General features: G+C 38.7%; 23 protein-coding genes and 2 tRNA genes. 7 read left to right on the forward strand and 18 right to left on the reverse strand.

The features are described from left to right. Nucleotides 1–118 precede the first annotated feature (118 nt). From BIV20_RS13540 to BIV20_RS13585, 10 genes are all read right to left on the reverse strand, one after another. The gene (locus BIV20_RS13540) at nt 119–1,156 is read right to left on the reverse strand and encodes an ABC transporter permease (protein ID WP_075721137.1); all 1,038 of its coding nucleotides are present in this window, start codon (nt 1,154–1,156) and stop codon (nt 119–121) included. Then, nucleotides 1,141–2,346 (reverse strand): ABC transporter permease, encoded by a 1,206-nt coding sequence (locus BIV20_RS13545; RefSeq protein WP_075721136.1) that lies wholly within the window; start codon nt 2,344–2,346, stop codon nt 1,141–1,143. The genes BIV20_RS13540 and BIV20_RS13545 overlap by 16 nt, the downstream gene beginning before the upstream one ends. Before the next feature lies 1 nt (nt 2,347). Further along, nucleotides 2,348–3,958 carry a hypothetical protein gene (locus BIV20_RS13550; protein ID WP_075721135.1) on the reverse strand — a complete coding sequence of 537 codons (1,611 nt, stop codon included), beginning with the start codon at nt 3,956–3,958 and terminating at the stop codon, nt 2,348–2,350. Nucleotides 3,959–3,987: 29 nt separating this feature from the next. Next, entirely contained in the window at nt 3,988–4,653 is a 666-nt protein-coding gene (gene ccmA / locus BIV20_RS13555) for a heme ABC exporter ATP-binding protein CcmA (RefSeq protein WP_075721134.1), read from the reverse strand. Nucleotides 4,654–4,748: 95 nt separating this feature from the next. Further along, the gene (locus tag BIV20_RS13560) at nt 4,749–5,267 is read right to left on the reverse strand and encodes a cysteine hydrolase family protein (RefSeq protein ID WP_075721133.1); all 519 of its coding nucleotides are present in this window, start codon (nt 5,265–5,267) and stop codon (nt 4,749–4,751) included. A 35-nt stretch (nt 5,268–5,302) separates the two neighbouring features. Beyond that, nucleotides 5,303–8,560 carry an FtsX-like permease family protein gene (locus BIV20_RS13565; protein ID WP_075721282.1) on the reverse strand — a complete coding sequence of 1,086 codons (3,258 nt, stop codon included), beginning with the start codon at nt 8,558–8,560 and terminating at the stop codon, nt 5,303–5,305. Between the two features lie 10 nt (nt 8,561–8,570). Then, nucleotides 8,571–9,272 (reverse strand): ABC transporter ATP-binding protein, encoded by a 702-nt coding sequence (locus BIV20_RS13570; protein ID WP_075721132.1) that lies wholly within the window; start codon nt 9,270–9,272, stop codon nt 8,571–8,573. Nucleotides 9,273–9,390: 118 nt separating this feature from the next. Then, nucleotides 9,391–9,720 carry a hypothetical protein gene (locus BIV20_RS13575; RefSeq protein ID WP_330554320.1) on the reverse strand — a complete coding sequence of 110 codons (330 nt, stop codon included), beginning with the start codon at nt 9,718–9,720 and terminating at the stop codon, nt 9,391–9,393. 599 nt (nt 9,721–10,319) lie between these two features. Next, nucleotides 10,320–10,916, reverse strand: coding sequence for a hypothetical protein (locus BIV20_RS13580; RefSeq protein WP_075721131.1), 597 nt, complete (start codon nt 10,914–10,916; stop codon nt 10,320–10,322). 96 nt (nt 10,917–11,012) lie between these two features. Beyond that, entirely contained in the window at nt 11,013–11,747 is a 735-nt protein-coding gene (locus BIV20_RS13585) for a hypothetical protein (protein ID WP_075721130.1), read from the reverse strand. 257 nt (nt 11,748–12,004) lie between these two features. On the opposite strand from BIV20_RS13585, the gene BIV20_RS13590 reads away from it, so the two are divergent. Further along, a complete protein-coding gene (locus BIV20_RS13590) occupies nt 12,005–12,292 on the forward strand; it encodes a helix-turn-helix domain-containing protein (RefSeq protein WP_158024939.1) in 288 nt (95 codons plus the stop codon). A gap of 211 nt (nt 12,293–12,503) precedes the next feature. On the opposite strand, the gene BIV20_RS13595 is transcribed toward BIV20_RS13590, so the two are convergent. Then, nucleotides 12,504–12,848, reverse strand: coding sequence for a helix-turn-helix domain-containing protein (locus tag BIV20_RS13595; protein ID WP_075721129.1), 345 nt, complete (start codon nt 12,846–12,848; stop codon nt 12,504–12,506). Between the two features lie 357 nt (nt 12,849–13,205). Here BIV20_RS13595 and BIV20_RS13600 point away from each other — a divergent pair, with 357 nt between their 5' ends. From BIV20_RS13600 to BIV20_RS13625, 6 genes are all read left to right on the forward strand, one after another. After that, the gene (locus tag BIV20_RS13600; protein WP_075721128.1) at nt 13,206–13,448 is read left to right on the forward strand and encodes a hypothetical protein; all 243 of its coding nucleotides are present in this window, start codon (nt 13,206–13,208) and stop codon (nt 13,446–13,448) included. Next, on the forward strand, nt 13,442–13,825 hold the full coding sequence (locus tag BIV20_RS13605) for a hypothetical protein (RefSeq protein WP_075721127.1): 384 nt from the start codon (nt 13,442–13,444) through the stop codon (nt 13,823–13,825). Before BIV20_RS13600 ends, BIV20_RS13605 begins: the two co-directional genes overlap by 7 nt. 19 nt (nt 13,826–13,844) lie before the next feature. Beyond that, on the forward strand, nt 13,845–14,318 hold the full coding sequence (locus BIV20_RS13610; RefSeq protein ID WP_075721126.1) for a hypothetical protein: 474 nt from the start codon (nt 13,845–13,847) through the stop codon (nt 14,316–14,318). After that, a complete protein-coding gene (locus BIV20_RS13615) occupies nt 14,318–14,797 on the forward strand; it encodes a hypothetical protein (protein ID WP_075721125.1) in 480 nt (159 codons plus the stop codon). The genes BIV20_RS13610 and BIV20_RS13615 overlap by 1 nt, the downstream gene beginning before the upstream one ends. Nucleotides 14,798–15,083: 286 nt before the next feature. Then, nucleotides 15,084–16,085, forward strand: coding sequence for a hypothetical protein (locus BIV20_RS13620; RefSeq protein ID WP_158024938.1), 1,002 nt, complete (start codon nt 15,084–15,086; stop codon nt 16,083–16,085). Between the two features lie 52 nt (nt 16,086–16,137). Continuing rightward, nucleotides 16,138–17,433, forward strand: coding sequence for a tyrosine-type recombinase/integrase (locus BIV20_RS13625; protein ID WP_075721123.1), 1,296 nt, complete (start codon nt 16,138–16,140; stop codon nt 17,431–17,433). 57 nt (nt 17,434–17,490) lie between these two features. On the opposite strand, the gene BIV20_RS13630 is transcribed toward BIV20_RS13625, so the two are convergent. The 7 genes from BIV20_RS13630 to BIV20_RS13660 form a co-directional block, all read right to left on the reverse strand. Then, nucleotides 17,491–17,574: transfer RNA gene (locus BIV20_RS13630), tRNA-Leu, on the reverse strand. A gap of 23 nt (nt 17,575–17,597) precedes the next feature. Next, nucleotides 17,598–17,679 (reverse strand) — tRNA-Tyr (locus BIV20_RS13635). An 81-nt stretch (nt 17,680–17,760) separates the two neighbouring features. Continuing rightward, nucleotides 17,761–19,860 carry a glycoside hydrolase family 13 protein gene (locus BIV20_RS13640; protein WP_075721122.1) on the reverse strand — a complete coding sequence of 700 codons (2,100 nt, stop codon included), beginning with the start codon at nt 19,858–19,860 and terminating at the stop codon, nt 17,761–17,763. A gap of 321 nt (nt 19,861–20,181) precedes the next feature. Further along, the gene (gene ftsH / locus BIV20_RS13645) at nt 20,182–22,023 is read right to left on the reverse strand and encodes an ATP-dependent zinc metalloprotease FtsH (protein WP_075721121.1); all 1,842 of its coding nucleotides are present in this window, start codon (nt 22,021–22,023) and stop codon (nt 20,182–20,184) included. A gap of 31 nt (nt 22,024–22,054) precedes the next feature. Then, nucleotides 22,055–22,582 carry a hypoxanthine phosphoribosyltransferase gene (gene hpt / locus BIV20_RS13650; RefSeq protein WP_075721120.1) on the reverse strand — a complete coding sequence of 176 codons (528 nt, stop codon included), beginning with the start codon at nt 22,580–22,582 and terminating at the stop codon, nt 22,055–22,057. Further along, entirely contained in the window at nt 22,575–23,972 is a 1,398-nt protein-coding gene (gene tilS, locus BIV20_RS13655) for a tRNA lysidine(34) synthetase TilS (RefSeq protein ID WP_075721119.1), read from the reverse strand. Before tilS ends, hpt begins: the two co-directional genes overlap by 8 nt. Next, nucleotides 23,973–25,820 (reverse strand): SpoIIE family protein phosphatase, encoded by a 1,848-nt coding sequence (locus BIV20_RS13660; RefSeq protein ID WP_075721118.1) that lies wholly within the window; start codon nt 25,818–25,820, stop codon nt 23,973–23,975. Nucleotides 25,821–25,919 lie beyond the last annotated feature (99 nt).

Below are 25,919 nucleotides of genomic sequence, written 5' to 3' on the forward strand. Positions count from 1 at the left end.
TTTAACTAAATATAGTTAACCATTTTTCTCCAATATTGTCAACATTTTTTTCAAATAGAAAAAAGTGCAATAGAATCACCTTTTCTACTGCACTTCTCTTATATTACATATCTAATTTTCAAAATAATCTCAAATAAATTCCCACCGGGAAAAAGCATCCAAGATACCCTAACGCCGGAACATACTCTGCCACATTCATAAATACCGGACAAAGCAACAAGTTGCCAACCACTAACGTCATAATCCAAGAGGCATATGTCGTTCCATTTCGGAAAAGTTTTCCAACAAAAAGCATCCAAATTCCTAAGACAACTACAAACAACATCATTCCTAAAATCTCTTTTAGAATAAATGCTCCATTTCCTGTTGAAAAAATCAAAATCAGGCAGGCAAGCGCCGGCACCGTAGCTGCCGATACATACCGAAGAAATTCAAAACATATTTCCTCTCTTTTCGTCAAGGCTTTTTCAAACATACAATCCCGCTGTTCAAACTTCTTCCCATGTTCAATCAATATCATTACAAAAATAAGCAATACTGCCATTCCACGAACAGGAAAGGTAGATGATGTATTCTCTGTTCCCTTTGCATTCCCTGCAACTTCTTCAAAGTCAATGCGAAATAGCTCATCACTGTTCAAAAATTCTTGATTTTTTTCTAACAAAGCCTCGGAAATCTCTTCGCTTTCTCTTCCAAAAACCTGTTCTTCCTGCTCTAGCAGAATCTCTTCACTATATCGTTCCAAAAATGCCGCAAACACGGTTTCCCGCGCAACTGCTCCCTTCGTCGTGAGCGGTGTTGTAATTGATGTAATCAGTTTCTTCTTTTTCCCTTTTTTCAGGTCTTGTTCCAGCCCTTTTTCAAAAATGAAGCCACTCTCCAACTTTCCGGTAAGTACCTCCTGCTGCATCTCTTCCTCGTTTTCATAAACTTCGAATTGAAATACGCTTTCCCCATTCTGAAGCTCATCTACGATATCTTGTGCAAATTTCCCATCTTTATTACAAAGACCAATCACCGTATTATTGATGTCCGGAATTCTAATTTGCCCAATCAAAAGCACTACCAACACCATTCCCGCAAGTTGCAACCAGCTACTTTTCCTTTTTTCCCAGGTCTTCAACAAGAGCCGATACCAAGTTATGTATTTTTCCATGACGCTACCGCTCCTATCCCTGTTGCAGCCAGCACAATCACTGCCTGTACCAATAATAATTCTGCATTAATTTGCCCGAAAACTGCTTGAGCAGCATACTGATTCCAAAAGGATAAAGGCAAATATTTTCCTATTTTTCCTGCAATCTCAGGTAGATAGGCTACCGGTATCACAGAACCAGAACACAAAATCATAAAAACATTAACTGCAAAAACAATCACTGCCCCTTGTCCATTTTTACCTGAAACAGCATACAACATATGAAAATATGCCGCAATAGCAAGACACTGCGGAATCAAATATAACAACGTCTGCCCATCAAACAGAAAAAGAGAGACATTCATTTTTTCCGAAATAAAACATGCCACTCCATAAAAGACCACACTAAGCAACCACAAAAGATTTGCCATTATCACAATCTTTATGATAGAAATCTTCCATGGTCCCACACCGGATATTTTCAATTTATCCTCGACAGCCTTGGTCTTTTTCCGATATAAAAAGCTGCAATTCAAACCGGTCATCAGAAGAAATAAGGTAATAGCCGCACTGAAATAGTATTCATGAAGTTCCATTTCCCCCAATGCAGAACACACATTCAAAGCAAAAACGCGTCCACGGTAAAAAGCTTCCTCTATGTATATTTCAGAAATCACATCACCAATTTTACGCTGAGACAATTCTGCCGAATATTCCTTACCTACATGAAGCATGGAGTAAACCCCCGCTTCTGATGTACGAAGCAGTGAAACTCCATCTGTCAGCAATTCCTGAAACACCTTTTGGTTCAACGAAGCCTCTTCTGAAACATATACCGTAACCGGAGTATTATAACCATTATCTACATCTTCATAAAAATCTTCCGGCAAAACAATGGCTGCTGCAAGCTCATTCTGTGCTAAAAGTTTCTTTGCCTCTGTCTCATCCACATACACAAAATCACAGATACTTTCTACGCTCTCCATAGTTGAAACTACTTTGGTAATTATCTTTACCTTTTCGTCTTCTTCATCAACTACCATTCCGACCTTTACCGGCTCAAATATACGGGACTGAAATACAAAATGACTCACTGCACATGTACCGGCAATTATCAGTATTAGCATCATCAAGGTACTGCCGAATGACTTCAACAGTACCTTGATGCTTTTTTTATATTCAAGTAAAAAATAGGTGAAAAATGTTCTCATTTTAGTATAAACTATCTTCAATCTCCTTCATCAAATCAACTACTTCATCTTCAGATGCATTTCCAATGTCAAACTTCTCTCCATCCAACTCCTGGAAATCTGCACCTTTCATCAGAGAAATGCTTCCCTCAAAATCATAAGTGTCATATTCATCGCTGTATTCATCAATAGTAAAAGTAAATCCATTCTTATCAGATTCGATGCTTCCGCTTAAGCTGAATTCTTCACTAGAAAGACTAAGTTCACCACTCTTGCTATCATAAACAAGGCTCAAAACACTCTCTCCGATTACCAAGAACTCAATTGTTTCTTCTGAACCGTCAGTCTCTCCTACCACCTCAAAGATTGCATTTCCTTCTTCATCTACAATACGCATATTCTGCGCTCTTCTGTCTCCACCTAAGAACTGAATCTGAATAGCTTCCTCTCCCTTAGGCTGCAATTCAATACATGCTAATTTATTATCATACAGATAGAATGTGGTTGCCATATCCGGCATTTCCTCTAATATTTCTCTTAATTCATCAAATGAATCTGCATAACTTCCCATCGTATAAGTAGGATCCAAATCTACCATTAACTCTTCCATTTCGTCTAAGCTGTCACTGGTAGCTTCTTCATATGCATCTATCAAATTCTGCATATTCTCTTTGGTAATAACAGTTTTATATCCTTTACATTCTCTGTCTTTTCCGTCTACTTCAAATTCTTCTTTTCCTGCATCTTCGAATTCCAGGCTCTTATACTCGTCTAATACAGCATCCTTCAGCTTTTCTGTTGCTTTGTCATTAGACTCCGCGCTATACAAATATTCTAATACCTTATTGAACGCTTCTACTTCATCCGACGTCATCTCTTCCATCAGATAACCGGTATTCTCTCCGGTATAGTTATATGTGAAAATTTTATCAGTAATATAAGGAATCTGTACCTGAAGTTCCTCTTCTGTCAGGTTCAATGCAAAATCAATATTTGTAGAGTATGCATTCACATTTCCTGTCAACTGTTTTCCAGATTTTCCAGACAAATAAGAACATTCCATACCCACGCCTTCTGCTTCCATGGAGAATCCCATCGTGTATTCGTTAGACTCAACAATATCGCTGAAATCAAAAGCCTTGGTCAATTCGCCCTTGTCTTCTAAAGTGTTTGTAATTGCTTTTAACACCTTATCAGATTTACTTCCCAATATGCCACAATTAAATGCAACTGCTGTTACTCCACATGCAATCACTGCAATAATCGCAATTGCCAAAACAACCTTAGAAGCTGTACTCTTTAAAAATCCTTTCTTCTTCGGTTTTGCTCCAACCGGCTGTCCTGTCATTGGGTCAAAACTCATTGTCGGTTGCTGCTCTGACATATTGTTAGTCAACACCTGCGTAGGTGCTTCTGTAGCACTCTCTACAACTGGCTCTGTTGATTCTATCGGCGCCTCTGCCACCTGTTCAGTAACTTCTACCGGCGCCTCTGCTACCTGTTCAGTAACTTCTACCGGTGCCTCTGCTGTCTGTGCAGTTGCTTCTACCTCTGGCTCATTGTTAATTGGTTCTCCCGTCATCGGGTCAAAATTTTTCTTAATTGGTTCTCCTGTCATTGGATCAAAATTCATTTTTCTCTCTCCTCTTTCTATTCACAGTATTACTTACAAATGTATGCTTTTACCTTTTCTATGGTTCGCTCCTTTTTCGGTAATTCTGTAATTTTTCCTTCCTTCATTACAAGACATCTGTCACATTCCATAATCTCTTGTTCGTCATGAGTCGTCATAATAATAATGCCATTCATTTTCTGATAGCTTTCCATCCACTTATGTATTCCTTCTTTGTAATACAAGTCCAATGCTGTGGTTGGCTCATCCATCAAAATCACAGGTGGCATATTCATCAATGCGCAGGCAATACTTACTCTACGCTTCATTCCGCCCGAAAGTTTTTCTACAGGTATATGCATCATATCCTGTAATTGCAAAAGTTCTGTCAGCTTTTCCGTTATTTCTCTATTCCCTTTCCCCCACAACCTCAGATTATCCTTTACCGATAATTCTTCAATCAATGGATTCTCTTGGGGAACATAACCACAATAGTCTCGAAAAACTTTCTTTTTTCTTAATGCATTTTCGCCAAAATACAGAATCTCACCGCCATCAGGCTTCATGATTCCAGACATAATACGCATCAGGGTAGACTTCCCACAACCGTTCTTTCCTACGATAGCAATCCGTTCCCCGCAGTTTGCCTGAAAACTAATATCCTCTAAAATGACCTTTTTCCCGTATTTTTTTTGTAAATGTGAAACTTCCACCATTACTGCACTATTTCTACTCCCTTCTTCCTTATTTTGACATTTTTCTCAATCCTTTTTTATTTTATCTTTCTTTCTATTACTTGTCAATTTTTTAACTAAGCAATCTCAATCTGGCACATTTTCATAGCTTCCAATGCATTACTGTGACTTTGTGGTGTAACACCTGCACAGCATTTCTCTTCTACTATAACTTTTACTTCCGGTAAAAATGCTTTTATCAAAAGTGCATTGGAAATAACACAAATATCAGTACAAAGTCCTATCAAAGTAACGCTTTCCAATTCCTTTTTTCCTTTTAAATACTCTGCCAATTCCACAGAACCAAATGTCAACTTATCAAACACTTTCATATCCGGTGTTCTTAGCTTTTCTAATCGTTTCTCAATCTTCCATCCTTCTGTTCCCTTAATACAGTGTGGTACCGGAAGCTTCTGTCCTTCCTGCGTTTCACTGTAATTGTCAAAGTGCGTATCTCTTGTAAATATAATTTCTCCCTTAAAATCTTTAATTTTTTCCTCTACCTTCGGAACAATTTCCGCTGCTTCATTGGTTCCTAATGCCCCGTTGATAAAATCCTTTTGCATGTCTACTACTACCAAAACCTGTTTTTCCATACTTGACTCTCCTCTCGTTCTTAAATATAAACTTGTTACTCTATGGACTTCAACGATTCCGCCATATTGATTCTATTAATTTTTCGGCGCATGATAATATCTACGCACAAAGTAAAACCTAATACTGCTATTACAGAATACAGATAACTCTGGGGACGGATATTGATTTCAAAGGAAACCATATCTATTTTTATTTGCAACATAACAAAACGGTGAAGTAACTTGCCCAATGGAACGCCAAAAATAATCCCCATAATAGACAGTACCATATTTTCTCGGAACACATAGGCACCAGTCTCCCTTGGATAAAAACCTAACACCTTCAAGGTTGCAATTTCCCTAACACGTTCCGAAATATTGATATTTCCTAAATTGAATAATACAATAAACGCCAATGCAGCCGCACAACAAATAATCAATACCACAATATAATTCATACTTTCCATCATATTCTGCACACGAAGCTTCATATCCTCTATTATTGTCATATTAGAAGCATTTTTCATATCCGACAAGTATGATGCTATCTGATAGGCATCTGCCCCTTCCTCTAAGGCAAAGTAAATCGTCTTTGGTTCAAAAATTTCTCCAAAATATTCTTCATAGGTCTCTGCCGTTACATAGGCGTAATAGTAAGCATAATTTTCAAAAATTCCTGCTACCTTTAGAGGCTTTGTATTCTTCTCACCTACCTGTAGGGTCACCTCATCTCCTATTTTTAAGGAAAGTACCTCTGCCAACCGGTTATCAATGAGAATCTCTCCCTTTTTCGGCAACTCTACTGACTTCTCATCCAGATGGAAATTCACACATTGATTAATTTTTGCATCTTCCGATACCAGCAACGTCACTGTTTTACTACCATTTTCATATGGAGCATCCGCAGATGCCTCTTGTAGCACTGCACTGCCGGTAATCGCTTTTCCAAACTGCTCTTCAATCTCTTCCAGCACCGCTTTTGTAATCGCTTTGGTATAAGTAGCACTGATATCATACTGTAAAATCTCGTCATACTGGTTATTGACAATATTGGACACAGAATCCTTCACTCCAAATCCCGCAATTACCAGCGACGTACAGCCTGCAATACCAAGTATCATCATAATCATACGCTTTTTAAAACGAAATATATTTCTGGCTGATACCTTATGCAAGAACTTCAAATGTTTCCAGACAATTGAAATCTTTTCCAGTAAAATTCTTTTTCCGGCAGATGGTGCTTTTGGTCTTATCAAATCCGCCGGTGTATGCGCCAGCTCCAAGCGACATGCCATAAAGGTAGTTCCCACAGAACACAACAACGCTACCAACAATGATAATAAAAATAGCCATACATTATCCACAGTAATAACGGTATCTGTAAATCCATACAACATACCATAGGCTATCCAAATTGCCATAGGAAACAGACGTGATCCCAGAAAATATCCAATCGCTGTACCAATTCCCGCTGCACTTCCGGAATAAATGATATATTTAGAAAGAATCGCTCCTTCTGTATATCCTAATGCTCGCAATGTTCCAATTTGGGTTCGTTCATCATCTACCATTCTGGTCATAGTAGTGGAACATACCAGTGCTGCAATGAGGAAAAAGAATACCGGAAAAACTTTGGCAACTGCTTCTACAATATTTACATCACCTTCAAAACTAGCATATCCCACATTCATACTCCGATTCAATATATAAGCCTTTGGTTCTTCCACGGCTGCAAGTTCCTCTTCTGCATCCGCAATCTTCTGCTCCGCTTTTGTCGTTTCGTTTTCTAATTCCGTCACGCCATCTTCATATTCTTTCCATCCATCGGCCAAAGTCTTCTCATTTTCCGCAATTTCCTGCTCTGCCTGAATTATTTCATTCTTTCCGTTCTCAATCTGACTCTTTCCATCTGCAATCTGCACACGACTTCCTGTAAGTTTTTCATGATTTGCCTCTAATTGTTGACGTCCTGCTGCAAGTTGAGACTGACTAGCATCTAACTTTGCTCGGCTTTCTATAAGCTGAGCATTTGCCACATCTAACTGCACTTTCGTCTCACGCAATTGTAGTTCATTTGCTTCGAACTCCTCAACCGCCTGTTTCAATGCCAAATACATTTCATTCTGATTCAGTGCATCCCCCAGGCCAGCCAACTCTAACTGTTCCTTCTGAGACTTTGCCTGTTCATACTGGCTCCGACTCCTTTCTAACCCGGCAAGCCCTTGTTGATACGCAGCAAGCCCTGCTTGATATTCTGCCAATCCCTTCTGATACTGTACTTCTCCTTCTGCAAGTGCTGCTTCTCCTTCTGTAAGCTCTTGTTCTGCTTTGGCAAGTGCATTCTCCCCTTCTGCAAGTGCTACTTCCCCTTCTCTTAATTCCTGTTCCTTTTCTGCTAGCGTATTCTTTGCCTCTTGAAGTTCCTGCTTTCCCTGTGTCAGTGCTGCTTCCCCTTCTTCCAATTCTGACTTTGCATCCAAAAGCTCCTGCTGCGCCTCGGCTGTCTTTTCCGCAAGTTCCTGCCTTGCATCCGCAATTTCTTCTTTCGCCTCTGCAATTTCTTTCACATATCGTGCTTCAATAACGGAGGTAACCCCTTGCTCTACTGTATCTGTATGGTCATCAATTTCCTTCTGATACTCATCTGTAAACGCCACATTTTTCATATCACCACAGGCATAGACTTCTTTATAATAATCAAAAGAAAATCCCTCCTGGGGTATAAAGACAAAAGCATCTATTTTCCCATTTCCAATCGTAGTCGTTCCTCTCTCCGAGTTCATATACAAAGGCGACCGTACTAATCCGGTAACCGTATAGGTATCATACGCAAAACTATCCTTGATATCCAGAGAATTTTCTGAAGAAATTGCAATCTTCTTCCCTATCATATCCCCAGAATAATAATAAGCATCTACCACGCATTCCTCTGCACGCTCCGGCATTCTTCCGGCTGTCACTATCAGTTGGTTGACCTGTGTGGTAATGGAAAGAGCCTTTAGGCAGCTCTCTTCCCCAGCTTCATTAAGATAAATAAAATCTTCCCAATAAGCCCCTTCTGCTTTCTCTATTCCATCCAAATTCGCTATACCTGATATCTCTTCTTCCTCAAAACCCCAAGTAGACAGGAAACGATAATCATACATTTTCTGTTCTCGTATATACTCCTGTCCGGTCTTAAGCATAGCAGGCTTAGTGGTCTTTAATCCGGCAAAAAATCCTACTCCCAATGCAATAATAGCAAAAATGGCCATATACCTGCCCAGACTCTTTTTTATGGTTCGAAAAATATTTTTACGAAAAGCCTTTTTCATAATATTCACCCTACCATTCTATCTGCTCCACCGGTACAATTTTCTCATTCTTACACACTTCTGCAATAGTTCCGCTTTTTACCCGAATCACCCGATCCGCCATAGCCGTCAATGCAGAATTGTGAGTAATAATCAGAACTGTCATCCCACTTTTTCGGCTTGCATCCTGCAAAAGTTTTAAAATAGCCTTTCCCGTCTGATAATCCAAGGCTCCTGTAGGCTCATCGCATAGAAGAAGTTTGGGATTCTTGGCAAGAGCTCTGGCGATGGCAACTCGTTGTTGCTCTCCACCGGACAGCTGCGCCGGAAAATTATTCATTCGCTCTTCCAATCCTACTTCTTCTAACACCGTTGCCGGATCTAAAGGCTCTTTACAAAGCTGAGATGCAATTTCAACATTTTCCAACGCCGTCAGATTGGGAATAAGATTGTAAAACTGGAATACAAATCCAATATCATTTCTGCGATAATTTGCTAACTGCTTCTTCTTAAAGGCAGATACCTCCACACCATCTAAGAAAATCTTTCCATCGGTTAAAACATCCATACCACCCAATATATTCAACAATGTTGTTTTTCCCGCTCCCGACTGTCCTACAATGACGCAAATCTCTCCTTGTTCTATCTGAAAACTTACATCTTTCAAGGCATGAACCTTGACATCACCGGACTGGTATATTTTATTTACTTTCTGGAATTCGATAAACGCCATAGAGATACCTCCTAACATATATTGATACCTTTATTGTAACGTTTTTTGTAAAACTTGGGAAGAAAAGATATTCTAAAAATATAAAAATTTTAAGAAAAGGGAGTCTTTTTAACTCCCTTTAGATATGTATCTGAAATTCTCCAAAATCAAAAACCCCTTGCCCCTGTACTAACTTTCCGGCTTTATCCAGAGAAGCAAATGCTTTCTCGATTTCTTCTATTATTCCAACCGGAATATCCAATTGATGATGTCCCGGCAAATGTCCCGGTGTATGTATCACCATTACTTGTCGATTCCCTAAATCAATCATTTCTTCATCATGCAAAGCTCTTGTCGGATTACCTGAAAATATTTCATACTTATCAATTTCAAACTCTTTGGGAAAGTCACAAGTTTCACAAATAAGATTCCTCTTTACCACCTGTAACGAATCGGAAATTTTCCGCACAACCACTCCTTCTCACTTTCGTGAACTGCCATATTTTCAAAATACTTATGACCTCCAATATGATTCCAATGGGCATGAGTAGTTACAATCTGTACGGGCAATGCTTGTATTCACTAATCACAAATGTATCCGCTTCTATTTTTTCAGCAGTAAACCATTTTTTCATAAGCACCTCATTATATTACCATATTCTTCGTTAAATCCTACGAACAAAAAAGAGGAAAAAGAAAAGAGATACTTAAAAACTTAAGTATCTCCTTAATGTTAATGCCGCAGACCGGAATCGAACAAATAGTAATTTCTAAAACACTGAAAGAAAGGGGATTTGAGAACTTCATCTTTGTAAAGTGTTCAAAAAAGTGTTCAACATAAGAACTGCGCTCTTACAAACTCAAAACAAATAGCAAAAACCTTATTTATCAATTTTAAGATTATCACAAGAGATTGTCAATCCCTTTACCGCAAGGCACTTGCAAAGCAAGTGGGGATTTACAGTCTCTTTTTATATTATATCGCAAAAAATAACAATTGATATGGCTTTGTTTCAAACGCACTTATTGAAACAAGGCTTGTTTATCTTTCATCTTTATTATTTTCAATCAAATGCCCTCACCATCTGATGTTGTTCCACCACCAGATGTTGTATCTCTGCTTGTATTGGTTGTTGCTGTATCTGCAGAAAGCTCGCTCATTAAATACTCTAAACTTGTACCACCGATACCATTGATTACCCACTGCTTAAACTCTGTTCCATGCGTTAAATAAAATGGGTCATTTACTGAATTTCTTGTTAATGGTGCGGTTGGAATGTGACCTGCTAGGGATGGTACATACCCTTGTAACTGCTCCCATGTGTACCAAGTATAGTTTGATTTATCTTTACTAAGTCCCTCATTGTATGCATTTGTGTACATATTGTCTCTTGTCACTAAATCCGAAGGTTTCCCGTAACATATGTCTATTGTATTTGATACACGGTTACCATTTTCATCTATGATGTATATACGATACCCAGACTGTAAAGTTTCAAAGAACATTCCAGTTGTACCGCCACCAGATGCAGGTCCGCCACCAGTTAAACTTGTGTTTCCACCAGTATCTGATACATCTGCTAGGGCTGTCATATTTACAGATGTGATTGCCGTTGTTATTACTAATGCTGTTGCAATAAGCTTCTTGATTTTTATATGTTTCATTTCTGCTTTCTCCCTTCTATATCTCTTCTTATATGACGAAACACAGCTTTACAGCTGTGTTTTATTTGAGATAATTTTTATCCTTTATGCTTTTAATCAATAACCCTGCAACCCTTCCATGGCTGCTTCTTCTGCCTCTCTCTGTTCATCTGTTAATGAATCTGACTGTCCGCCACCTGTAATAAAATTATCTTGCATTGCTTCCATTGCTGCTCTGTCTTCATCTGAAGGAATATATACATTGTCGTTTTGATTCTGAGAGTCATTCTCAACATTAGAAGATGAAGAAGAACCGCCATTGCTGTTTCCGCTGTTTCCGTTGCCACCGGAATTGTTGTTTCCTGTGCTTCCAGGTTTACTATTGTCTGCTACTTCCGCACTACTGTTTCCGCTATTATCAGAGGATGATGGTGTAACGATGTCTTCATTCTCAATTGCAATTTGCATTAGTACGTTTAATGCGTCTTCTGGATTGTCACCACCGTCTTTGCCTGCCATATAATAACCAAAGTACTCATCTAACTTATCTCCTGTTAATCCTGTGGCTGCACTAAACTCTTCCTTGCTCAACCACTGCCCTACGGACATGTCTAAACTTCCGTTGTTCACTGCTACGTTACTTCCGTCTCCAGAACCCCTTTCATACTCACGCAAACTATTTATTGCACTACAAATAGCGCTATTCATAGAATCAATAGCGTTACTTGTTATCTCTCCTACTTTTATATCCTTTTCATTTCCTTTTAGCAGAAATCTACTGCCTATGGCAACTGCCCCAACTGCTCCGACTGCTATTACCGGAATAACAATCTTCTTATAATTCTTTTTCATTTTCCTTCCTCCTTTGGGATTTATTTTTGTTATTTACGTTTTAGCCAGCCGCACATTGCGAGCCAGAGGCTATAAAAGTAAATATCAAGTTTTCAATGTGCGGACATAGCCTCTATACAATTGTACTTTGTTCGTTGGCTACATTATATCACAGTGTTTTTCTGCTTTCAACCCTATTTTATATGCCAACAGTATAAATGTTTTATGCTCATGGTTTTTGCAATTACTTTAAACTTATAGTAAAAGGAGTTGATACCATGAGCACCACTATGGCAGAACGTTTAAAGGAACTAAGGCTAAAAAATCAGCTTTCCCAGACCCAAGTAGCACATAAACTTCATATTACCCCAGCAATGGTCTCTTCTTACGAAAGAGGTGAAAAATCTCCTAGTCTGGGTTCTCTCATAGCACTTGCAGACATTTTCCATACATCTGCTGATTACATTCTTGGCAGAACCAGCTCTTCACGTTCCTATCTTGATGTAACGGAATTGTCTAATATTCAAATTCAAGCGTTACAAACTCTGATTGATACCATGAAATAATTTATATATCACTTATAACAAGACTGTCACTATGTGGCGGTCTCATTTTTTGCTTATTTGATTATTGGTAGATGATAATTCATAAATAATAGACATGCCACAGGTAGTTCAAAGGTAAAGTACCCTTTGAACTACTTTTGTAGTATGTAGATTTGATAATATAGACATTAACTAGGTGTTAATCTAATTGAAGTGTTCTTTCTGCAAATACTCATTTATTCCTTTCTAAACAACCTGCAATTTCTTTAATAAAAGTGCAAATTATTTCTCTAGCATCTGATGGCATCTGCTGTATTGTCAAATTTACTTGTTCTATTTCTGTTTGATTCGCACCATTGCGAATCTCTTCTGGTGTAAACAATAATTTCATCAACGGAATTTTGTATTCTTTAGATAAACTTTCAATTGTCTGAAAGTTTTCTATTCCCTCTCCCTTCTCATACCTTCGAATTGTATTTGTACATACGTTAAGCTTTTCTGCCATTTCTTCTGCCGAAACAGAATGTACCATTCTTTGTTTTTTTAACATTGTGCCAATTTCATCCACTTTTCTCATATGTATAAATCTCCTTTCTTTAATGGATAAGACCTATACAAACAAGTACCTTTACATGATTAATGATTTTTTTTTATGTACTTCTCTTTTTTGAAAGTACCTATCTTTATTACAATGGTTGATAAATTAGAATTGCTTTATAAGTAAAATTAATAATCGGTTTACTAATAATAACCATTTACTTAAATAGTGACAAAATGTGTACACTTATTCTCAAATGGTGTGCTTTCTGATTATACCTTTTTGCAGGATAATTAAAGTGTACAAAGAAAGCAGGTGAACGCATGAAAGGAAAGGTACGAAGTCCTACACTTTTTCTTAAATGTAGATAGTGCATTTAAGAATGGAGGTGTAACAATGGGTGCAATCCCCTATAGCTATCAGCAGATAAAAAACACATTAAAAGAACATGGTCTGCGTTTGGAAAAGTTATGGATATATAAGGAAAGAATCACCAAATATGACATTCTTGATAAAGAAGGTACTATTCTTATTCATAAGCTTAGCTTGAATCAGTTGCGCTGGATTTTTACTATAGCTGGTGTTCCTATAGATTCTTCAAACCCGCCAGACCAAACAAAGGAGGAGAAACAATGTTAATAAAGAACTTACAATTAGAACTAAACAATATTAACTTCAAGAAAGAAGTTGATTTTTGCTTAGTAACAGAGGTTAACCCTTTACTGGATTACAACGCTAATGCGGAAAATCCACCTGCTATCGGACATAAATACAGATGCCTTGGAAATAGCAATTCTCATTTCGACGTAAAAATCAAGGATTCCAAAACACCTGTTATTACAAATGACATGATTGCTGCCGCAGAGAATATAGGAATCAAGGTTCTGTTTAAGGATATGGTTATAAAAGCCTATGCCTTTATAGAAAAAAGCAGTGGTAATCTCAAACAGGGAGTAACAGTAACAGCATCTAGCATTGAGTTACTGAAAGATAACAATAATGAAATTGTCATGTAAACAACGAGGAGGAAAAAAAATGAACAAGCAAAAAAGAAAAGCTATTGAAAAAGAACAAAAACAGGAATTTCTATTCCATCAGTATATTCGTATCGAACAGGCACTTTCGGATGCCTTATGTAAGCTATCTCTAAATCCGTTTGAAAAAATCGGCATCCAGCCCTTTTTTAAGGCAGGAAAATTAGCGTTTTATCAGGTAGCCTATGAGCTGGATTTAGACCACCTAGGTTTTGATAGTCGGTATCTGCAAGCTAGAGTTCAAGGACAAATCGATTTCGCACAGGAATATGGACATACATTCTACGTTGCTCCTTATTTTCTTGCCGAAAACAGTGCCCTTTTAAGGACTCTACGAATAGCTTCTGTAACTTTTCCAGAGCCAGATATTGCCGTATTTCGGTGCTATGTAGTCCATTCCAAACAGACTTATCGCTTATACCTTAGCGAAAATGCTCCTTTGGATTACTTGGACATAGAATGGAGGGATGCCTAATGTCGCTTTATGAAACACTTATAGCATACCTCGATAAAAAGGCAGAGGAAAATCTGAAAGAAAAAAGAAAATTGGTCTGGGGTTCTCAACAGCTGTGTTCTGAACTTACTTACGTGCTTCATCTCTGTACATCTCCCACTGGCTTAGAGCCAGTGCGAGATGAATACTCATTACAATCAGCTGGTTGGAAACAAGTAAACCAAGAAGTAACCTTCTGCTATCGTTGGAAGAAATGCCGGACAGGAAAGTTTCCTAATGACTGGATGCTATCCACCCTTAGCTATCTTAACACTCATATTCAATCAGTGAGATGTAAAATAGCCAGACAGAGATGTCCAGATAATCGTGCTCGTATAGATAGAAAGTTTTACTTTTTGTCTCATGGCTTTCACATTACTGCCATTCAACAGGATAGTTACTATGCCTATATCTACATCACAATTCCTTTAAATTTTCAAGGAAACAGTTTACATCCGTAGATAATTTGGTAGTGATGTCTGGACTAGGTTACGGAAATAAACAGACTGTGCTTTACTCCATAATGGGAATACCAGACATTCGTTCCATGAACGGTGCGGATGCCTTCAGGCAATAGCACAGAGCATGGATAAGAAATGTCTGGATGCAGGCGGTGTTATAGTATTACCCCGCCTGCACAATCACACTTAAAGCCTAGTAAAAACAAGGCTTTAGGTATGTTCGCATAGAATGCACAAAGCGAACACAAGTTAGCAATAGTTATATAGACAGAAAGGGGTGATACACTTGAAAGAAAATGATTTTCAGAGGAATTCATATCTGTTAACGATTAATAACCCTCTTGACCATGGCTATGACCATAAAAAAATATCAGAAATTCTGATAAGCCAATTTACTACATTACAATTTTTTGCAATGGCGGATGAGATGGGAAAAACACTCCATACGCACATATATGTCTGTTTTTCATCAAGAGTACGTTTTTCAAAAATAAAGAAAGCTTTCCCAGAAGCTCATATTGATGTAGCCAAAGGAGGTGTAGAATCCAATATTAATTACATCAAAAAAGAGGGGAAATGGGCAGAAACCGAAAAGGCAGAAACCAGCATTGAGGGAAGTTATATGGAATGGGGAATAAGACCAGCTCAAAGAGGAACAAAACAAGATATGCAAGAACTATATGAGATGGTTAAAAATGGTTATTCTAATGCTGAAATACTGGCTATAAACAATGATTACATTCTGCATATCGATAAAATTGATAAGGTTAGAACTATGCTTTTGCAGGAGAAATATAAGAATGAACGCCGCACAAATCTGAGAGTAATTTATATTAGTGGAGCAACAGGCACCGGAAAAACCAGAGGTGTACTTGATGCACACGGAGATGCTAATGTATATCGTGTTTCTGATTACCAGCATCCGTTTGACGGCTATTCGATGCAATCTGTTATGGTATTTGATGAATTTCGTTCGGGATTGAAATTATCAGATATGCTTAATTACTGTGACATATATCCCATTGAACTTCCGGCACGTTATGTCAATAAGTATGCATGTTTTGATACTGTTTACATCATTTCCAACTGGGAATTAGAAGAGCAGTACAAAGAAGTGCAGAAAGACAATCCTGAATCATGGAAAGCATTTTTACGACGTATACACGAAGTAAGAATCTATGCTAAGAATGGTACCATTACTATTTATAATTCTGTTGAAAAATATTTGCACCGTAATGAAAAATTTCGGACGTTATCAACAGCAGAGCAAACGGAGCTACCATTTTAACCACAGTTTCACAATACATAAGTAATATCAGAAAGGAGAAAGCACAGTACATATGGCAGACAATTCACTATTAGCACGATTGACCCTGCTGGCTGACTGTGCTAAAATCCCCTTAGATGAAGTTCTCAATGAAGATAAATCTATGAAAGAAATAAAAAAAGACTTAGAAAAAATCATCTTAGAGAACCACACATATGATATTTATTACTCTGAAAGCGAGAAAAGCTGGCGCACTTATTTACCAGATGATACAAAACCTCATCACCGCCGCCCTCTCAAGCGCAAGAGCAAAGAGAACCTTGAAAAAGAGATTATTCAATTCTATATTGAACAGCAACAGAATAATGACCGCAAAAATGTTACATTGGAAACTTTTTATGAGAAATGGCTGATTTACAGACGTGATTATACACCAGCAAAACCAAAAACCATTTATGAAAATACAATGGAATGGAAAAAGTTTTTTGAAGGTACTGACTTAGTGAAAATGCCTTTAGCTGAAATCAAGCCAATAACTCTTATCAAGTTCTTCCGTAAGGTTACAAAAGACAGAACCGTTACTTACAAACGTTTAAGTAATGCCCGTGCTGTACTGAATGGTATTTTTTCATATGCGATTGAAGAAGAAATCATTGAACACAATCCCGTATCAGATGTAAACTTCAAGCAGTTTGTATACAAACCAGTAGAAAATCAAACGGATAATGTTTTTACGCAAGAAGAAACTGCAACACTTTTAAGTTATCTAAAAGGAATCAATGAACCTTATTCTTTGGCAATCCAGCTTTCCTTTTATCTTTTTATCCGCGTTGGCGAAACAAAAGCTATTCGTTGGGAAGATATAGACTATACAAGCAGAAAAGTTTATCTTCACGGACAAGTGTTGACTGAACGCATCCTAAATGATGATTTAACCTTTTCACCAAGAACAGTAACTATTTCTAATCAGATGAAAGGAAACACTTCACACGGATACCGTGAACAGTATCTTACAGATGAAGCATTAGAAATCCTGAAAAAAGCAAAGGAAATTAATCCTTATGGGAAATATGTTTTTGAGCCTAACGGTTCTCTTATGACAACTGACAGTTTCAATCGACGGTTGAAAAAATATTGCAGAGAATGTAATATTCCATATCACTCAAGTCACAAAATTAGATTTTACAATGCAAGTACAGCATATGACGGCGAAAATCTTGTTACCATATCCAAACTCATGGGACATAGTAGAGTTGAAACCACTTTACATTATCTTAGAAATGTCGATAAATCCGAAGATGATATGCAGGCTTTCCAGAATTTAGGATTGAAAAGTAAAAAAAGTGTTCAAAAGTGTTCAAACCTTTAAGAATAAAAAAATAACGGAAACACTGAATTCATCAATGTTTCCGCTTCAAAATGTTAATGCCGCAGACCGGAATCGAACCGGTACGATGTCACCACCACAGGATTTTAAGTCCTGCGCGTCTGCCAGTTCCGCCACTGCGGCACATTATCTTATAAAAGATAAAATGGGCGGAGAAGGATTCGAACCTTCGAAGGCATTGCCAGCAGATTTACAGTCTGTCCCCTTTGGCCACTCGGGAATCCACCCATATGTCATGCAAAAGTTTTGCCCTGACAATGTCATATTATATCATATAGCTCATGCTCTTGCAAGTACAAATTCTATTTTTTATCCAATATTTTTCAATACTACGGAAGAGTGTGCCGGAAGCGATATATTCAAATAGCCACCATGCACTTCATAAATTACGGGTGCCACAGAATGAGCATCTCTTGTTGTATACATAATCTGTTCCAGTTTTGTTTCCTTGTTCAACCCTGCTGCCCAGACAGATACCTTCATGCTACGCTGTACCTCGTCATTATTAAGCACTATTACAAACTGCTGTTCCCGGTTAAACCTTCCGTAACACATCATCTGATAATCACCGCCTAAAAGCTTCAAAGACCCTGTACGAAATGCTTCATTTTCCTTATGAATCCGAATCATTTCCTTGTGGAAGTCTAATAACTCGCGATCTTCAGCCCCCCACGGATAAGTTCTTCGATTATCCGGGTCTGTAAATCCACAGACGCCAACCTCATCTCCATAATATAACGTAGGTGCACCCGGCCAAGTCATCTGTACCACAACCGCTTCCTTCATGACTCCTTTATTCACATCTTGCGCTGCAGCACCACTTCCTAAATTGTCAACTCTACCTACCTTATGATTTGTTCTGGTAAGGAATCTGGAATGATCATGGTTTGACAGTTCATTCATTGCACACTGTAAAGATGGTGTAAGGAATCTCGTCATATAATAATTCATAGCACCTTCAAAGTTCTGATAATTTCCAAGCATATCCTGACGGTAGCCATCACTATGCTTCTCCATTCCTGTCAAAAACCAAGTTAATGGTTCCATAAATGCATCATAATTCATAACGGTATCCCACTGATCGCCACGCAGCCAATCTACCGGATCACCATAATGTTCTGCAAGAATAACAGCATTCGGGTTTGCTTCCTTTACATTCTTTCGAAAATCTCTCCAGAACTGATGGTTATACTCTACAGAATGTCCTAAATCTGCCGCTACATCCAGACGCCATCCATCTGCATTATAAGGTGGAGATACCCATTTTCTGGCAATCTCCATAATATAATCATAAAGGTCTCTGGAACCTTCATAGTTTAGTTTTGGTAACGTATCGTGTCCCCACCAGCCGTCATAAGTGCCATTATACGGCCACTGCCCTTCATCATAGAAGTGAAAGAAGTTTCGATAAGGACTATCTGCTGAGATATATGCTCCGGTTGCGTATCCTAATTCTTTCTCATAAATCAATTCACGATCCAGCCATTTATTAAAAGAACCGCAATGATTAAATACACCATCCAGAATCACTTTCATTCCACGCTTATGTGCTTCTTCTACCAACTGCGCAAATAACTGATTACTAGCTTCCAAATTCTTGTAATCTGTAACACGCTTAATGTACTTGGTTGCCTTAGAATTATCTGTTTCCCCCTGGGGTAATACTTCCCCGCCATCCTCTACAATCACACCATAATGTGGATCTATATAATCATAATCTTGTATATCATATTTATGATTCGATGGTGATACAAATAATGGATTAAAATAAATTACCTCCACACCTAATTCTTGAAGATAATCCATCTTCTGCATTACACCAGCCAAATCACCACCATAAAACTCACCTACACCAAAGCTTGCCGGAAACTTATTCCAACTATCTACCTCTTGGCTATAAATCCCAATATAGTGATATTCATTGGTCTTTACATCATTCGATGGGTCTCCGTTATAAAAACGATCCACCAAAATCTGATACATTACAGCACCCTTCGCCCAATCCGGCGTTGAAAATCCCGGCACAATAATAAAATTATATTCTGGTCTTACCTGCTGTGATACTCCCATTCTGTCATAATAGCAATGAAGCATTCCTGTTACCACTTCAAAATAATAAGAAAAATTCTCCGTTCCAAGTTGTATCGTAACTTGATAGTAATCGAACTCTCCTTCGCTTTCTGACTTCTCCATCACAAATTTTTGTCCATTACTCCATAACCGTACAATATCTACATTATCCTTAGCCGTACGAAATCTAAGAGTCACTTGCTCATTTTCCTTTGGTTCTGCCGGACTCCTATAATCCTTCGTTCCATCCGAAAATAAAGCATGCTTCTTTAACAAAGGACGCATCTGCATCATATACTGCTGTCGTTGGTTTAATTCATAAATCGAAAGCTCTTTCATAGACATAACCTCTCAGCTCACAGACTTTTTCCACTCTTTTTATTCATTCTATCGAATATCTTCACTTAAATCAAGTAAAAAAGTTTTTCTACAAAGTAAAAAAGGCAGCGGTCGAACTGCTGCCTTTTTTAGGAGAAGGTATTTTTACTATGGGGTGTAGCAAAAACTATATAATGTATTGGGGGGTTTTTACGTTAATTATAGTACCATATATCCATCTATAAGTGTGCACAAACTTCACAAAAATTACATCCTTTTTTTATGCACATTTTACAGTACCTTTTTCCCATATTTGAAATACCGTCTTTATTTTTGCACAACTTATCCCTCAAACAACGCTTCAAACTCTTCTCTTCCAATTTTTTCCTTTTCTAAGAGGAGTTCTGCACACTTGTGAAGAATGGTTTCATTTTCATTCAAGATGCTCTTTGCCTTTGCATAACATTCATCAATAATACGTTTTACTTCCTGATCAATGATGCTGGCAATATTTTCTCCATACGCTCTGGTATGTGCCAAATCTCTTCCGATGAATACCTCATCGTCATCATTATCATAATTAATCAAACCTACATTTTCAGACATTCCATACTTAGTAACCATCGCCTTTGCCACACCGGTTGCCTGCTTAATATCCTGAGATGCTCCTGTTGTAATATCGTCAAAAACTAATTCTTCTGCCACACGTCCGCCTAAGTCTACCACAATTTCCTGTAACATTCTGCCCTTGGTGTTAAACATCTCTTCCCGCTCCGGCAATGGCATAGTATAACCTGCGGCTCCTACTCCGGTAGGAATAATGGATACCGAATATACCGGTCCCACATCCGGAAGTAAATGGAACAGAATCGCATGACCTGCTTCATGATATGCTGTAATTTTCTTTTCCTTTTCTGTAATGATACGACTCTTCTTTTCAGAACCAATCCCCACCTTCACAAAGGATTTGCGAATATCATCCTGAATCACATAAGCACGATCTTCTTTTGCAGCACAAATAGCAGCCTCATTTAATAGATTCTCTAAATCAGCCCCGGTAAATCCCGCCGTTGTCTGTGCAATCTGTTTTAAATCTACATCATCACCGAGAGGCTTATTCTTTGCATGAACCTTAAGAATCTCCTCTCTTCCACCGATATCCGGTCTTCCTACATGCACCTTACGATCAAAACGTCCCGGACGCATAATAGCTGGGTCTAAAATATCCACACGGTTTGTGGCTGCCATAACGATAATTCCCTCGTTTACACCAAAACCATCCATCTCTACCAATAACTGATTCAGTGTCTGCTCACGTTCATCATGTCCGCCCCCCATTCCGGTACCTCTGCGACGTGCTACTGCATCAATCTCATCAATAAACACAATACAAGGTGCATTTTTCTTAGCCTCTTCAAATAAATCTCTTACACGAGAAGCACCAACACCAACAAACATCTCTACAAAGTCAGAACCGGAAATACTAAAGAACGGCACACCCGCTTCTCCTGCTACTGCCTTTGCCAGTAATGTCTTTCCAGTTCCCGGCGGTCCTACCAACAGTACTCCCTTCGGAATTCTTGCTCCCAACTTAGTATACTTTCTTGGAGAACGTAAAAAGTCTACTAACTCTTCCAATTCCTCTTTCTCTTCCTTTAGACCGGCAACACTTGCGAAATTTACCTTCTTATTCTCATCAGTGGTCATTTTTGCACGGCTCTTTCCAAAATTCATCATTTTATTACCGCCACCATTGGCTGCTGCCACACGATTAGACATAATGATGTAGAAAATGAACAATATAGCAAACAGTATCAATGTGGGAAGAATAGAAATCAGCCAATTCTCCTGCGGCATTTCCTTAACCTGATACTGTGTAAATTTATATTCTTTCATAGTATCCTGAATTGCATTTACATCGGATAAATACAAAGATACTACTGTAGTCTTATCATCCTTGCCCTTTATGGTAATATCCGCTTCACCACTTGGCACTTCACGATTCTGGGAAATCGTTACGGATTGCACGTTTCCTGCATCTAAATCCTCTTCAAACTGTGCGTAGGTATAATTATCTGACTGTCCTAATCCGGTGGAACTATCTCTTAACAGCCATACCAACGCCAGGATTACAATCACTCCAATGTATAATCCAAACGCTCTATTTCTTTTTTGTGTGTTCATGTACACGCCTCCTCTTATCTTTTATCTATTTTTAAGCATTCAATTCTACTACCCCTATATAAGGTAGATTTCTGTAATGCTGCATATAGTCTAATCCATAGCCCACAACAAATTCATCCGGGATAGCAAATCCGGTATAATCCACCCGAACATCTACTACTCTACGCTCCGGTTTGTCTAAAAGGGTACAAAGCCTCAAACTTTTTGGTTTTCTACTTTTTAAGTTTTCCATCAGATAACTTAACGTTCTTCCGGAATCAATGATATCTTCCACTACTAAAACATTCTTTCCTTCAATTGCCTCATCCAAATCCTTGATTACCTTTACTACACCGCTAGACTTGGTATCGTTTCCATAACTGGATACCGACATAAAATCAATAGAAACGGGCACTGTCAGTCTTTTCGCCAATTCGCAGGTAAAAAACACTCCACCTTTTAATACGCTGACCAAATGCACCTCTTCTCCTTTATAATATTCACTAATCTCTTTTGCCATTTCCAGAATTCTTTTTTCTATATCTTCTTCTGAAATCAATATGCGAATATTTTCACTCATGAATATTTCCTCCGTCTATTCGTATTTCCAAAATTCTTCTTGTATGCTCTGTTACTTTTACATCTTCACCAATGCGGTATCCCACTGCCCAGATAAGATGTGTTTCATCCGCTAAAAGCAATAGTTTATCCCGCTGTTCTCGTGGTATTTTTTCTTCTATCAGATATTTTTTTAATTTCTTTCTTCCGCCCTGAGTATTGATAACAAAATAATCCTTTTCCCGGCGGGTTCTAAGGAGCATACTTCCTTTTATTTTATCATAATCCAACCATTTCGTATACATTTTTTGCGGAATTTCTTGACTTCCAAAATTTTCTTCCAGAATTCTGGTTTGAATTCGATATCCATATTCCGGTATTTCCAACGTTTCCCCCGGCACGATTTCCCATACCTTTTGTAACATATTCTCAACAATACTTTCTTTTGCCTTCTGGATTCGGATTCCTTCATAAGTCCGCTCTGCTTCCAACTGATAGGGCAAATTCACCTTTTTCCCCACTTGCTTTTCCAACAGTTCCAACACCTGTTGGATATGCACATTGGAAATATCTCTGCTACATCCAGCAGCCTCTGTCAACACTCGATGTAGCAAATTCTTCTGTATCATCTTTTTTTCACTTTGCAGTTTTTGCGAAATAAAAATCCCCACTTCCTCTTTACAGATGCAACGCTCTCTCGCTTCCTCCGTAAGCTGCCGCATCAATTCTTCCAACTCCACCGCCATTGCTGCGGTCTGATTCATATGTGCCACTGCCTGACTATTAATCTCTACCAACACCGGCAATACCTGATGCCGAATACGGTTTCTGGTATACTCTAATTCCGCATTCGTCTTATCAATGCAATATTCCTGTTCCTGCTCTTTTAAATACGCTTCAATCTCTTTTCTCTCTACACACAAGAGCGGGCGTATGATATTCTCCCGCACCGGAAGAATTCCACAAAGTCCTTTGAGCCCGGTTCCTCGTGCCAAATGAAACAAAATGGTCTCCGCACAATCATTCTGGTTATGGGCAACCGCAATCTTATCAGCTCGGAACTCCTTAGCTGCCTCTTGAAAATACCCATACCGCAGTTCTCTTGCCCCTTCCTCTACGGTCATTTTATGCTCTCTTGCGTATTTCTCCGCTTTACAATGATATACTTTACATGGAATTTTATGCTCTTTACAAAAATTCTCTACAAATTCTGCATCTTTTTCACTCTCTACTCCTCGAATCCCATGCTCTACATGCACTACACAAAGCTCATACTGCTTTTCGGTACGTAACCGGGACAGCACCAGCAGCAGACAAATAGAATCTGCCCCGCCGGATACTGCCGCCAGAATACGTTCTCCCTTTTCTGCCATATGATGCTGTTCCATAAACTCAAGTACTTTCTTTTGCATTTATTTCTCCCATATTCCTGCCGCCAGTACGGTCATATCATCCGGCACTTTTCCGGCTGTAAATAGTAAAATCCGCTCTAGCACCTGCTTTGCCAGCTGCCCCGGATTGTTAGTTTCTATTGTTTCTAAAATCTCCCGCAGTGTTTCTTCCGGTGATGGAACCCTCAGGTAATCTAGCACCCCATCTGTTACCAGTATCACAAAATCACCGCTTTGAAGTTGTCTTGATGACTTTTCTATTTCTATCTGATGAAAAATCCCCACCGGAAGGGTTGCAGAGGAAATGCACTCCACTTCTTCTCCACGTTTAATAAAGGTGGTTGCTGCCCCGATTTTATAAAAATCACACTTTCCAGTATACAAATCAATATCTGCCATATCCACAGTAGAAAACATTCCTTCTTCTCCTTGAATGACCATGGCAGAATTCATCATACGAATTGCAGTTTCCTTCTGAAATCCGGTTTCTAAAAACTTCTCTATTAACTCTATCACCATTTCGCTTTCCTTACAAGCACTGATTCCAGAACCCATCCCATCTGATAATGCCAGTACGCAGTCACCACCTTCCAGTTCCAATACAGAAAAGCTATCACCGGATATCTGTGCATTATCCTTGGTAAGTCTTGCCACTCCATGCAGACTGTGAAATACGGTATCTTCCTCAAAAGTCAGGTATGCCTCTTCCTTTCCCACCAGAGAACGAACATATTTGCCCGGAACCATGGTTCGTTTCATCCCCAAAGAAATTCCTTTTGCAATTTCTTTTATGGTAACACAATTTCCCCATTTAGAGTACACCTTCATTTGCAATGACAATTTACCATTCTGTCGTTCATAAAGGTGAATATCATTTACTACCACTCCCCTTTCTTTAAGCCTGTATTTTACCGAAGACAACAGGCGCCCCTTCGTTTCACTTACATCAATATATTCTTTGGCACAATCCTCCATGATACCTGCCATTGCATCCAGTTGTTCCGCAATAATGCCCCTGTTTTCCAGCAAACGATTATACCAGGAGAGATTTAACTTTGCTTTTTCAAATACCCCTACCGCTTCTTCTATAATCGTATCCGAGTAAGGACAATAGTCCTCCAACTGCCGCTGTATTTCTTCTTCCGCCACACCTCTTTTTTCCAACGAATGAATCAACTTATAAAATAACTCATACATGGGACTGGTATCCTCCTGCCAGCAGATAGCACACTGATTACAGGACATGCATATCTTTCCAGTAATCTCCTGCTGCATCCTGCCCATTTCTTCCGGCTCAAAATTGCTTTTATATTGATTCATTTGAGAAAATATCTGAGACAACCCATTAAAAGACTTCGCATAAGACTGAAGCTTTTCTCCATGCTCTGGTGTTGTTTTCCCGGAATTCTCGTTTCTTTTCCATGTAATGTTTTCCTCCAAAAACCAATGAAATGCCGGCGATGCCACCAACACCATTCCTGCAACCAACAGGGCTTCTAATATTCCCATCCATATTACCATCCGATTTCGAACTTGAAGCAATTCTCCTGCCATAGCAACCAAACACACACTACCTCCCATGGACACCGCTCCCACCCAGGTCCGGCAAGTCTTATTCGCCCACTCGATTAATTTAATTACCACTGCCGTTACTAAAATTGCCATCGTATACTTTGCCATTTCCTGTACCGGTATGAACAGCGCCATTCCAAATATAGAAAATATTAACAGCAGGGTTCGATTGATTTCTTCCATGTATGCCACCGTAAAAAAGGCAGGTATTAACGGAAAACACCCCACAAACTCCACTTTCGCCACCAGTACTGCCAGGGCATACATTACAATTTCTTTCCATTTTCTTTTTTTCATTTTGTCTATCCTCCTTCTGCCCGCATTTGAGCGTGCAGGAGTTATTATAAAAAGTCCTCTTTGAAATCTTTGTCAAACCAGATACACTTTTTCAAAAAC

Source organism: Roseburia sp. 499 (assembly GCF_001940225.2).
Taxonomy (GTDB): Bacteria; Bacillota; Clostridia; order Lachnospirales; family Lachnospiraceae; genus Petralouisia.

What these genes read in the sequence shown, in the direction of transcription:
- BIV20_RS13565 (WP_075721282.1), bottom strand. Translation starts at nt 8,560, where the DNA reads ATGAAAAAGGCTTTTCGTAAAAATATTTTTCGAACCATAAAAAAGAGT.
- ccmA (WP_075721134.1), bottom strand. Translation starts at nt 4,653, where the DNA reads ATGGTGGAAGTTTCACATTTACAAAAAAAATACGGGAAAAAGGTCATT.
- BIV20_RS13585 (WP_075721130.1), bottom strand. Translation starts at nt 11,747, where the DNA reads ATGAAAAAGAATTATAAGAAGATTGTTATTCCGGTAATAGCAGTCGGA.
- BIV20_RS13595 (WP_075721129.1), bottom strand. Translation starts at nt 12,848, where the DNA reads ATGAGAAAAGTGGATGAAATTGGCACAATGTTAAAAAAACAAAGAATG.
- BIV20_RS13590 (WP_158024939.1), top strand. Translation starts at nt 12,005, where the DNA reads ATGAGCACCACTATGGCAGAACGTTTAAAGGAACTAAGGCTAAAAAAT.
- BIV20_RS13605 (WP_075721127.1), top strand. Translation starts at nt 13,442, where the DNA reads ATGTTAATAAAGAACTTACAATTAGAACTAAACAATATTAACTTCAAG.
- BIV20_RS13550 (WP_075721135.1), bottom strand. Translation starts at nt 3,958, where the DNA reads ATGAATTTTGATCCAATGACAGGAGAACCAATTAAGAAAAATTTTGAC.
- BIV20_RS13615 (WP_075721125.1), top strand. Translation starts at nt 14,318, where the DNA reads ATGTCGCTTTATGAAACACTTATAGCATACCTCGATAAAAAGGCAGAG.
- BIV20_RS13580 (WP_075721131.1), bottom strand. Translation starts at nt 10,916, where the DNA reads ATGAAACATATAAAAATCAAGAAGCTTATTGCAACAGCATTAGTAATA.
- BIV20_RS13540 (WP_075721137.1), bottom strand. Translation starts at nt 1,156, where the DNA reads ATGGAAAAATACATAACTTGGTATCGGCTCTTGTTGAAGACCTGGGAA.
- ftsH (WP_075721121.1), bottom strand. Translation starts at nt 22,023, where the DNA reads ATGAACACACAAAAAAGAAATAGAGCGTTTGGATTATACATTGGAGTG.
- hpt (WP_075721120.1), bottom strand. Translation starts at nt 22,582, where the DNA reads ATGAGTGAAAATATTCGCATATTGATTTCAGAAGAAGATATAGAAAAA.
- BIV20_RS13640 (WP_075721122.1), bottom strand. Translation starts at nt 19,860, where the DNA reads ATGAAAGAGCTTTCGATTTATGAATTAAACCAACGACAGCAGTATATG.
- tilS (WP_075721119.1), bottom strand. Translation starts at nt 23,972, where the DNA reads ATGCAAAAGAAAGTACTTGAGTTTATGGAACAGCATCATATGGCAGAA.
- BIV20_RS13625 (WP_075721123.1), top strand. Translation starts at nt 16,138, where the DNA reads ATGGCAGACAATTCACTATTAGCACGATTGACCCTGCTGGCTGACTGT.
- BIV20_RS13560 (WP_075721133.1), bottom strand. Translation starts at nt 5,267, where the DNA reads ATGGAAAAACAGGTTTTGGTAGTAGTAGACATGCAAAAGGATTTTATC.
- BIV20_RS13545 (WP_075721136.1), bottom strand. Translation starts at nt 2,346, where the DNA reads ATGAGAACATTTTTCACCTATTTTTTACTTGAATATAAAAAAAGCATC.
- BIV20_RS13570 (WP_075721132.1), bottom strand. Translation starts at nt 9,272, where the DNA reads ATGGCGTTTATCGAATTCCAGAAAGTAAATAAAATATACCAGTCCGGT.
- BIV20_RS13600 (WP_075721128.1), top strand. Translation starts at nt 13,206, where the DNA reads ATGGGTGCAATCCCCTATAGCTATCAGCAGATAAAAAACACATTAAAA.
- BIV20_RS13610 (WP_075721126.1), top strand. Translation starts at nt 13,845, where the DNA reads ATGAACAAGCAAAAAAGAAAAGCTATTGAAAAAGAACAAAAACAGGAA.
- BIV20_RS13660 (WP_075721118.1), bottom strand. Translation starts at nt 25,820, where the DNA reads ATGAAAAAAAGAAAATGGAAAGAAATTGTAATGTATGCCCTGGCAGTA.